The sequence below is a fragment of the Azospirillum sp. UFLA03-27 genome, assembly GCF_059803775.1.
In genome coordinates this window covers 1-8910 of record NZ_JAUQTX010000262.1, presented here as the reverse complement: position 1 = coordinate 8910, position 8910 = coordinate 1, and the positions used below count along the sequence as shown (strand labels likewise).

Genomic DNA, 8910 nt, shown 5'->3' with positions numbered 1-8910 from the left:
GGGCGGGACCCGGTGCTGGTCCTGGTGCTGGGCGGCGTGGTGATCGGGGCGCTGCTGGGCTCCGGCGTGGCGCTGCTGAAGTATCTGGCCGACCCTTACAACCAGTTGCCGGCGATCACCTTCTGGCTGCTCGGCAGCCTGTCGGCGGTCAACCGCGGCGACCTCGCGGCGCTGGTCCCGCCGGTGGCGGTGGCGCTGCTGCCGCTGGTGCTGCTGCGCTGGCGGCTCGACGTCATGACGCTGGGCGACGAGGAGGCGACGGCGCTCGGCGTGCCGGTGCGGGCGGTGCGGATCGTGGTGATCCTGGCGGCGACGCTGATGACCGCCGCCGCGGTGTCGGTCAGCGGCATCGTCGGCTGGGTCGGGCTTCTGGTGCCGCACCTCGCCCGGCTGATGGTCGGCCCGGCCTTCGTCCGGCTGCTGCCCACGGCGGTGCTGCTGGGGGCGGCCTATCTGCTGGCGGTGGACACGCTGGCGCGCAGCCTGGGGCCGGTGGAGCTGCCGCTCGGCGTCCTGACCGCGGTGATCGGCACGCCGGTCTTCCTCTGGCTGCTCGCCTTCGGAAAGCGCGGCTGGTCATGAGCGCGCGGCTGTCGGTGGAGGATCTCGCCTTCGGCTACGGCGAGCGGGTGGTCGGCGCCGGGGTCGGCTTCGCCGTGGCGGCGGGGCAGGTGCTGTGCCTGCTCGGCCCCAACGGCGGTGGCAAGACCACGCTGTTCAAGACGCTGCTCGGCCTGCTGCCGCCGCGCGGCGGTCGGGTGCGCGTCGATGGCGAGGACACCGCCGGCTGGTCGCCGCGCCGCCGGGCGCTGGCCTTCGGCTATGTCCCACAGGCGGGGGCGGGACAGTTTCCCTTCACCGTGCGCGAGATGGTGCTGATGGGCCGCACCGCCCACCGCGGCGCCTTCAGCGCCCCCGCCGCGTCCGACCATGCCGCCGCCGAGGCCGCGCTGGAACGGCTGGGCATCGGATATCTGGCCGAGCGCGACTGGCTGCGCATCAGCGGTGGCGAGCGGCAGATGGCCCTGATCGCCCGCGCCCTGGCCCAGGCGCCGCGTGTGCTGGTGCTCGACGAGCCGACCGCCAGCCTGGACTTCGGCAATCAGGTGCGCGTGCTGGAGCAGGTGCGGCGGCTGGCGGACGGCGAGGGGGGCGAGGGGCTGACGGTCGTCTTCTCCACCCACCATCCGGAGCAGGCCTTCGCCATCGCTGACCGGGTGGCGCTGCTGCACGGCGGGCGGCTGGCCCGCTTCGGCACGCCGGAGGCGGTCATCACCGCCGCCATGATGCGCGAGGTCTACGGGACGGAAGTCGAGGTGGTGGCGGTGGGTGCGGACGGGATGCGGGTGTGTCTGCCGGTCGGGCTTAGGAGGCCGGGCTGAGGCGGGTTCAGGTCCGGTAGGACGGGGAGAGCCGCCCCGCCGCCGGCGACTTCGCGTAGCGCAGCGCGACCAGACCCAGCAGGATCGCCGCGTAGACAAAGGGCGGGTACTGCCAGCCCTTGACCAGCATCACGTAATGGACGCAGCCCGCCGCCCCGGCGACGAACACCGCCTTGTGCAGCGCCTTCCAGCGCCGCCCGCCGAGCCGCCGCACCATGCCGTTGGTCGAGGTCGCGGCCAGCGCCGTCAGGATCACGAAGGCGCCCATGCCCACGGTGATGTAGGGCCGCTTCACGATGTCCTTCCACACCGCCGCCCAGTCGAAGAACTGGTCCACCCCCACATAGACGGAGACGTGCAGCAGCGCGTAGAAGAAGGCGAACAGCCCGATCATCCGGCGGAAGCGCGCCAACCCCGCCTGACCCGTCAGGATGCGCAGCGGCGTGACGGCGAGTGCGACCAGGAGCAGGCGCAGCGCCCACAGCCCGCTCTGCCGCACCGCCTCGGCCACCGGCTCGGCCCCCAGCCCGCCGCTCAGGCCAAGCCAGACCATCCAGCCGAGCGGGACCAGACCCAGGACGAACACCGCCGGCTTCGCCCAGCGCGAGGACAACGCCTGGGCGACCGGGCCTTTCGACGTTGCGGCCATCTCAGTAGTTCTTCCTCAGGTCCATGCCGGCGTAGAGCGACGCCACCTCCTCGCCATAGCCGTTGAAGGGCAGCGTCTTGCGGCGCGAGAACTCGCCGACGCGGCGCTCCGTCGCCTGGCTCCAGCGCGGGTGGTCGACCTCCGGGTTCACGTTCGAATAGAAGCCGTACTCGCGCGGCTGCGAGCGGTTCCAGGAGGTCGGCGGCTGGTCCTGCGTCAGGGTGATGCGGACGATCGACTTGATCGACTTGAAGCCGTACTTCCACGGCACGACCAGCCGCACCGGCGCGCCGTTCTGGTTGGGCAGCGTCTCGCCGTACATGCCGACTGCGAGGATGGTCAGCGGGTGCATGGCCTCGTCCATGCGCAGCCCCTCGACATAGGGCCATTGCAGCACGGGATACTTCAGGCCGGGCATCTGGGAGCGGTCGGCCAGCGTCTGAAAGGCGACGTACTTGGCGTTGCCGGTCGGGTCCACACGCTTCAGCAGCTCGGCCAGCGGGAAGCCGACCCAGGGAATGACCATCGACCAGCCCTCGACGCAGCGCAGGCGGTAGACGCGCTCCTCCAGCGGGAAGGACAGCAGATCCTCGATGCCAAAGGTGGTGGGCTTTCCGACATCGCCGTCCACCGCGATCTCCCACGGACGGGTGCGCAGCGTGCCGGCGTTCTCGGACGGGTCGGTCTTGTCCGTCCCGAACTCATAGAAATTGTTGTAGCTGGTCGCCGACTTCATCGGAGTCTGGGCGTCCATCTTGGGGTCCTTCGGACTGACCGTCAGCGGGGCCTGGAAGGGCGCGGCCAACGCCGGACCCGTCAGGACACCCGAGCCGCCGAGCGCCAGGGCTGCGGCGCCGCCGGCCATGATCGAGCGCCGGGACAGGAACAGGCCGCGGGGCGTCACCTCGTTCTCGCTGGCCTGCGACGCGCTCCGGACTTTGATGAGCATGAACACTCTCCACAGGAAAGCCGCCGGGAGGCGACAGCGCCCCCCGTCCCTCATCTAGCCTTGGGCGCCGCTCCCGGCAAATCAAGCGCGGGACACGAGTTCGTGAGCGTGACGTGAGGTCAGTCTTCCGGAATCGCCGTGACGGCGCCGCTTTCGGCGGATTGCAGGATCGCCTCGATCAGCCGGTGGACCTTCAGCGCCTCCCGCCCGGACACGCGCGGCTGGGTGCCGTGGTCGAGCGCGTCGAGGAAGTCGGCCAGGACGGCGCGGTGGTGGGCGTTGGAGAAGGCCATGGGATCGGCCCCGCCGCCCAGCGTGCCCGCCGTCTCCCCCGCCTGGACCGTCCCGCCGGAGCGCAGTTGCACCTCCAGCCGGTCGCCGATCAATAGGGCGGAGCCGGCGGTGCCGGCGATCTCGATGCGCTCCGGATAGCCGGGATAGGCGGCGGTGGTGGCGTCCACCGTGGCGAGCAGCCCGCCATCGTAGCGCAGGGCGGCGCACACCACGTCCTCGGTGTCGATGGGGCGCAGGCCGCTGGTGTTGGCGAAGGCGGCGACGTCGCGGGGCAGGCCGAGCAGGCTGACACAGAGGTCCAGCGTGTGGATGGCCTGTGTGAGCAGAACGCCGCCGCCGTCGCGCGCCTTCATGCCGCGTCCCGGCTGGGCGTAATAGGCGTCGTCGCGCCACCAGCGCACCACGACGGAGGCCGACAGCGGACGGCCCAGCGCGCCGGTGCGCAGCAGTTCGGCCAGCCGTTCGGCGGCGGCGCGGAAGCGGTGCTGGAGCATGACACCGAGCGTCAGACCGGCGCGCTCCATGCTCTCCACCACGGCGCGGCAGCCGGCTGGCGTGGCGTCGAGCGGCTTTTCCAGCAGGACGTGCTTGCCGGCGGCGGCGCAGCGGGCGACGAGGTCGGCGTGGGTGTCCGGCGGGGTCAGCAGCAGGACGGCGGAGACGGTGGGATCGTCGAGGATCGCCTCCGCCCGGTCCACCGCCGGCAGGCCGAAGCGCGCCGCGAAGGCGGTGCGGCGCTCGGCGGACGGGCTGAAGCAGCCCGCCACCTCCACCCGGTCCGCCAGATCCAGCAGGCTCTGGGCGTGCGGCGTCGCCGCCATGCCCAGCCCGATCACGCCGACGCGCCGCCGCATCCGGCTCAGCCCTGGGCCAGGGCGGAGGCCTCGCGGGCCAGCCGCTCGATCTCGGACCAGCGGCGCTCCTTCACGGCGTCGGCCGGGGTCAGCCAGGTGCCGCCGAGCGCGAAGACGTTGGGGAGCGACAGGATCTCCTTCACATGCTCCGCCTTGAGGCCGCCGGTCGGGCAGAAGCGGATCTCCGGCATCAGCGGTGCCATGCCGCGCAGCGCCGGGGCGCCGCCGTTCAACATCGCCGGGAAGAATTTCAGCTCGCGGAAGCCGTGCTCCATGGCGATCAGCGCCTCGGTCACGGTGGCGATGCCCGGCAGATAGGGCAGGCCGGCGGTCTTGGCGGCCTCCGCCAGACGGTCGGTCAGGCCGGGGCTGACGACGAAGCGGGCGCCGGCGTCGCGGGCCTGGGCGAACTGCTCCGGCCGGATCAGCGTGCCGAGGCCGACCAGGGCGCCCGGAACGCGGGCGGCAATGGCTTCCGCGCAGGCGAGCGCTGCGGGGGTGCGCAGCGTCACCTCCAGCGTGGTCAGGCCGCCGGCGACCAGCGCCTCGGCCAGGGCGACTGCGGTGTCCGGCTCGTCGAGAACGAGGACCGGGACGATGCGCGGGCCGGACAGGGAGGGTTCAAGACGCGGGTGGGTCATGTCAGGGCCTCGGCAGGAGAGAAATACAATGGGGTGGCGTGCCGCATGTCGTCGATGGTCAGCAGCAGGCCGTCGATGTGGTCGCCGAGCGCCTTCACCGCGCGGTCGGGGTCATGGTCCGCGATGGCGGCGACGATGGCCTCGTGCTCGGCGATGACGGTCGCCAAGCGACCGGGGTAGGGAAGGGTCATATGGCGGCAGCGGTCGATCTGCACCTTCACCTGCTGGGTGATTGGCCAGAAGCCGGGATAGCCGGCAATGTCGGCGATCAGCGCGTGGAACGTCTCGTCCGCCTGATGGAAACCGTCGGCGCAGCCCGAGGCGTCGACCTCGCGCTGGCGCTCCAGATTGGCCTGGAGGGCGGCAACCTGGCTGCGCGTGGCGCGTTCCGCCGCGAAGCGGACGGTCGCCTGTTCCAGCGTCTTGCGGATCAGGTTGGCTTCCGGCAGGGCGGCGATGGGAATGCGGGCCACGAAGGTGCCCGATTGCGGAAAGACCTCCACCAGCCCCTCGTCGGCCAGCCGCAGGACGGCCTCGCGCACCGGGGTGCGGCTGACCCCGAAGGCCTCGGCCACCAGCTTCTCCACAATCGGGTCGCCCGGCTTGCGGGCCAGCGACACGATGTCGGCCCGCAGGTCGCGGTAGATGGCCGCCGCCGCCGTGGTCCCGCGCTGCGAGGCGCGGGGCGGCTTCATGGGTCCCGGGGCGGTCGACGTCTGGCCGATGGGCGTTGGGGCTGGGGGCATGGAGGGTCCCTCCGTCAGGGGATCAGCCGTCCAGCACGGACGCCATGGCATCGCGCGGGATGACGGCGCCGCGGTGCTGGATGACCACGGCGGCGATGCGGTGGGCGGAGCGCGCCGCCTCCACCGGGCCGAGGCCCTTCAGGCGAGCGCTGAGATAACCGGCGCTGAAGCTGTCGCCCGCCGCGGTGGTGTCCACGACCTTGGCGACCTTCTCCGACGGCACGGTCTCCTCGACGCCGGGGGCGGAGACGATGCAGCCCGGCTTCTCCAGCTTCAGCACGATCTCCGTCACACCGGCGCCGCGCACGCGGGCCATGGCGCTGTCGGCATCGGCGTCGCCGTAGAGGCCGCGCAGGTCCTCGACGCCCGGCAGGGCGATGTCGGTGCGTTGGAGCATCGCGTCGTAGGCGCGCTGCGCCGTCTCGCGGTCGGGCCACAGGCGGGGACGCCAGTTGGTGTCGAAGGCGACGCGGCCGCCACGCTCGCGCAGGCGGTCGAGCATGGGGAACAGCACCTCCCGCCCGCGCTCGCCCCAGATGGCCAGGCTGATGCCGGACATGTAGAGCAGGTCGTAGCCTTCCAGATCGGCCACCAGCCCCGGGCTGTCGGGCAGCACGAACAGGTCGCGGGCCGGCGCGGAATCGCGCCAGTAGAGGAAGCGCCGCTCGCCGCTGTCGTCCGTCTCGATCATGTAGAGGCCGGGAACCCGGTTGGGAACGCGCAGCACATGGCCGGTGCCGACCCCTTCGGCCTCCCAAGTGGCGACCATGGCGTCGCTGTTGCCGTCGTCGCCCAGCGCCGTCACGTAATCCGTTGCCACGCCCAGCCGCGCCATGTAGACGGCGGTGTTCAGGGTGTCGCCGCCGAAGCCCATGGTGAAGGTGCCGTCGGGACGGCGCACCAGTTCGATCATGCATTCGCCAAGGGCCGCAACCCGGCGCGCGGACTCACCCATCGCCATCCCCCGTCCGGCGGTCCGATCCGCCAGTCTGTGCTAAAGAGTTCGAACAACACGGGTTTTTAGTCCCGTGCCTCCCAAGGGCAAGTATACTAATATATCAATGTCGGAAGCAAGGCTTTTCGGGGAATCGTCATGCCGAACAATGGTCATGGCGCGGGCGCTGCGGCGTTTTGCTGCTGCTTCTTGCGCAGCCGCTCGCGGTGGGCGGTGTAGAGGCCGCTGGCGATGATGATTCCGGTGCCGAGGAAGGTCCAGTGGTCGGGCAGCGCGCCGAAGATCAGGAAGCCCAGCAGCGTGGACCAGACGATCTGCACGTAGGAGCAGGGGGCCAGCACCGACGCCTCGCCGAAGCGGTAGGCCTGGACCATCAGCCACTGCCCCATGGTCGAGACCAGCCCGATCAGGGCGCCCAGCGCCACTTCCGTTGCGGTCGGCATGGTGAAGTTGAAGGGCAGCAGCACGGTCAGTACGGCAAGGCCCGTCAGGGCGGACCAGATCAGGGTGGTGGTGGGGTGCTCCTGCCCGGTCATCTTGCGGGTGATGACCACGCCGGTCGCCCAGCTCATCGCCGACAGGATGGGGAAGATGGCCGCCGGCTGGAAGGCCGCCCCGCCGGGCCGGATGACGATCAGCACGCCGAGCAGCCCGACCAGCACCGCCGCCCAGCGGCGCGGCCCGATCTTCTCGCCCAGCACCAGGATCGACAGCACGGTGACGAAGACCGGCGAGACGTAGCTGGTCGCCGCCGCCTCGGCCAGGGGCAGGTAATGCATGCCCATGATGAAGAACAGCGCCGAGCCCAGCATGCCCAGCCCGCGCAGAACCTGGAGGCCGGGGCTGGCGGTCTTCATCACCGGCGGACCACCGCGGATCATCAGCGGCAGCAGCAGCGTGGTGAAGCCGACGTAGCGCATCCAGCCGATCTCGATGGAGGGCAGCGTCTGGGCCAGATACTTCGCCGTCGCGTCGGAGCAGGAGAAGAAAAAAACCGCGGCGACGACCATCAGAATCCCGCGCACGGGATCGTCGCGGCGCTCGCGGCCATGTGACGACACGGTCTGAGCGGCGGACACCCCTTCCGGGGGTCGGGAGCAGTCGGGCATGGCCGGAGGGCGCTTCCAGGCAGGAGGGCAGCAATCGGAAGGATGGCCCGGGTCTCGGCCCGGTTGACCGTCAGGTTACTGATATATCATGCCTGGGAACAATGGTGCGGAGCGTCATGGCAGCCATACGGCCCGGCCCCGCGAATCCACAAGACGGACCTGCAGTTCAGCCGTCGCCGCGATCCACGGCGACGGGGCCGCGCAGGGCCGAGGTGACGGCGGGAGCCGGGCGCAGCAGGGGCGTCGGCGGGTTGATCGGCAAGTCCATCAGGCCGCGGCGGGCGGCGTTGCGCTCCAGCTCGTAATCGGGATCGGGGAAGCGCTGGAGAAGCGTCTCGTAGGTGTCGCGCGCCGCGGCGGGGCAGCCCAGGATGCGGAACGCCTCGCCTTGCCGCAGCAGGGCGCCGGCCTCTGTCCCGCGGTGATAGGAGGCGAGGCTGGCCGCCACGGCGAACCAGCGGTCGTAGGCGGTCCACAGCGCCTCCACCGTCGGCCCCTCGCACCGCCCGGCCTCTACCGCCGCCTCCAGCGCCTGCCGGTAGGCGGTGTCGGGGGGCGGGGAGGTCATCGCGCAGCCGCCCGCCAGCAGGAGGACGCCCGTGAGGACGGTTCCGGCAATCGCCTGTCGGTTGCGGGTCGGCATCGGTTCCTCTCCCCCGTTCGCATCCTCTCGCCACCAGTGAAATACAACCGGGTTAAAGCCCGGTTCAAGCCTGTGGGGTAGCGTGCGCCGATGTGCGGCGTTGCGGGCAACTCGGATGGAAAATGCTTCGAATTTCGAGGCAAAGAGCAGACAAGAATCTACGCCTTAACGGATATTAAAAGTCATATAAAAGCGGGCCGTAACATTATCCCTTGAGGTAAGCCGAATGGTTGACTCGCGGTACAGGAAGGCTATTACCTGGGGGTGTGAGAAAATAAAGCACTCGGAATTAAGGAAAATTTTAAGTGCCTTGTCCTCCCGCCCTCTAGTTGAAACCCCTGTTGCGGAGAATCCCATGCGCGCTGTCCTGGTTGAACCGAACCCCCTGATCGCCGACGCGCTCGGCCGTCAGCTCGGCATGGGGAAGATCCGCTACGACCGCCAGGATTGGGCCGGGCTGGAGGAACTGCTGCAGGAGCAGGGTGCGGACGGGCTGGGTTACGACGCCATCGTCCTGGGTAGCGTCGACGACCCGGCGCGCTGCGTGGCGGCGCTGCGGGCGCATCAGGTCGGGGCGGCGATCCTCTGCCTGCTCGACCGGCGCTGCGTGACGACGACGGTGGAGCTGCTGCACGCCGGGGCCGACGACGTGCTGGTCAAGCCGGTGGTCAGCGCCGAGGTGCGGGCG

Annotated in this window: 10 protein-coding genes and 1 pseudogene; 3 read left to right on the top strand and 8 right to left on the bottom strand. The window is 70.5% G+C overall.

From position 1 onward, the window contains the following. Positions 1-582 (top strand): FecCD family ABC transporter permease (locus tag Q4I23_RS27230; protein WP_498528278.1); only part of this gene is annotated, 582 nt, incomplete at its 5' end. Then, entirely contained in the window at positions 579-1382 is an 804-nt protein-coding gene (locus tag Q4I23_RS27225) for an ABC transporter ATP-binding protein (protein ID WP_498528277.1), read from the top strand. The genes Q4I23_RS27230 and Q4I23_RS27225, both read left to right, overlap by 4 nt. 7 nt (positions 1383-1389) lie before the next feature. Here Q4I23_RS27225 and msrQ read toward each other — a convergent pair whose 3' ends face one another. From msrQ to Q4I23_RS27185, 8 genes are all read right to left on the bottom strand, one after another. Further along, complete coding sequence (msrQ, locus tag Q4I23_RS27220) at positions 1390-2031, bottom strand: protein-methionine-sulfoxide reductase heme-binding subunit MsrQ (protein ID WP_454020822.1); 642 nt, start codon at positions 2029-2031, stop codon at positions 1390-1392. A gap of 1 nt (position 2032) precedes the next feature. Next, positions 2033-2980, bottom strand: a complete 948-nt coding sequence (gene msrP / locus Q4I23_RS27215) for a protein-methionine-sulfoxide reductase catalytic subunit MsrP (RefSeq protein WP_454020823.1) — start codon at positions 2978-2980, stop codon at positions 2033-2035. Between the two features lie 119 nt (positions 2981-3099). Further along, positions 3100-4128, bottom strand: coding sequence for a Gfo/Idh/MocA family protein (locus Q4I23_RS27210; RefSeq protein ID WP_498528276.1), 1029 nt, complete (start codon positions 4126-4128; stop codon positions 3100-3102). A gap of 5 nt (positions 4129-4133) precedes the next feature. Next, positions 4134-4769, bottom strand: a complete 636-nt coding sequence (gene eda, locus Q4I23_RS27205) for a bifunctional 4-hydroxy-2-oxoglutarate aldolase/2-dehydro-3-deoxy-phosphogluconate aldolase (protein WP_149167328.1) — start codon at positions 4767-4769, stop codon at positions 4134-4136. Continuing rightward, on the bottom strand, positions 4766-5515 hold the full coding sequence (locus Q4I23_RS27200) for a GntR family transcriptional regulator (protein WP_454020825.1): 750 nt from the start codon (positions 5513-5515) through the stop codon (positions 4766-4768). The genes eda and Q4I23_RS27200 overlap by 4 nt, the downstream gene beginning before the upstream one ends. Before the next feature lie 22 nt (positions 5516-5537). Further along, positions 5538-6470: a sugar kinase gene (locus Q4I23_RS27195; protein ID WP_498528275.1), complete on the bottom strand. Its 933-nt coding sequence runs from the start codon at positions 6468-6470 to the stop codon at positions 5538-5540. A 152-nt stretch (positions 6471-6622) separates the two neighbouring features. Further along, positions 6623-7549 carry a DMT family transporter gene (locus Q4I23_RS27190; RefSeq protein WP_498528274.1) on the bottom strand — a complete coding sequence of 309 codons (927 nt, stop codon included), beginning with the start codon at positions 7547-7549 and terminating at the stop codon, positions 6623-6625. A gap of 196 nt (positions 7550-7745) precedes the next feature. Further along, complete coding sequence (locus tag Q4I23_RS27185) at positions 7746-8222, bottom strand: tetratricopeptide repeat protein (protein WP_454020828.1); 477 nt, start codon at positions 8220-8222, stop codon at positions 7746-7748. A 355-nt stretch (positions 8223-8577) separates the two neighbouring features. Between Q4I23_RS27185 and Q4I23_RS27180 the strand changes: the two are divergent. After that, positions 8578-8910 (top strand): annotated as a pseudogene (locus Q4I23_RS27180) (DNA-binding response regulator); the annotation flags it as partial.

Bases quoted from the DNA above. Each gene is read 5' to 3' on its own strand.
- msrP (WP_454020823.1), bottom strand. From the start codon at position 2,980: ATGCTCATCAAAGTCCGGAGCGCGTCGCAGGCCAGCGAGAACGAGGTG.
- Q4I23_RS27225 (WP_498528277.1), top strand. From the start codon at position 579: ATGAGCGCGCGGCTGTCGGTGGAGGATCTCGCCTTCGGCTACGGCGAG.
- Q4I23_RS27210 (WP_498528276.1), bottom strand. From the start codon at position 4,128: ATGCGGCGGCGCGTCGGCGTGATCGGGCTGGGCATGGCGGCGACGCCG.
- Q4I23_RS27195 (WP_498528275.1), bottom strand. From the start codon at position 6,470: ATGGGTGAGTCCGCGCGCCGGGTTGCGGCCCTTGGCGAATGCATGATC.
- msrQ (WP_454020822.1), bottom strand. From the start codon at position 2,031: ATGGCCGCAACGTCGAAAGGCCCGGTCGCCCAGGCGTTGTCCTCGCGC.
- Q4I23_RS27200 (WP_454020825.1), bottom strand. From the start codon at position 5,515: ATGCCCCCAGCCCCAACGCCCATCGGCCAGACGTCGACCGCCCCGGGA.
- Q4I23_RS27185 (WP_454020828.1), bottom strand. From the start codon at position 8,222: ATGCCGACCCGCAACCGACAGGCGATTGCCGGAACCGTCCTCACGGGC.
- eda (WP_149167328.1), bottom strand. From the start codon at position 4,769: ATGACCCACCCGCGTCTTGAACCCTCCCTGTCCGGCCCGCGCATCGTC.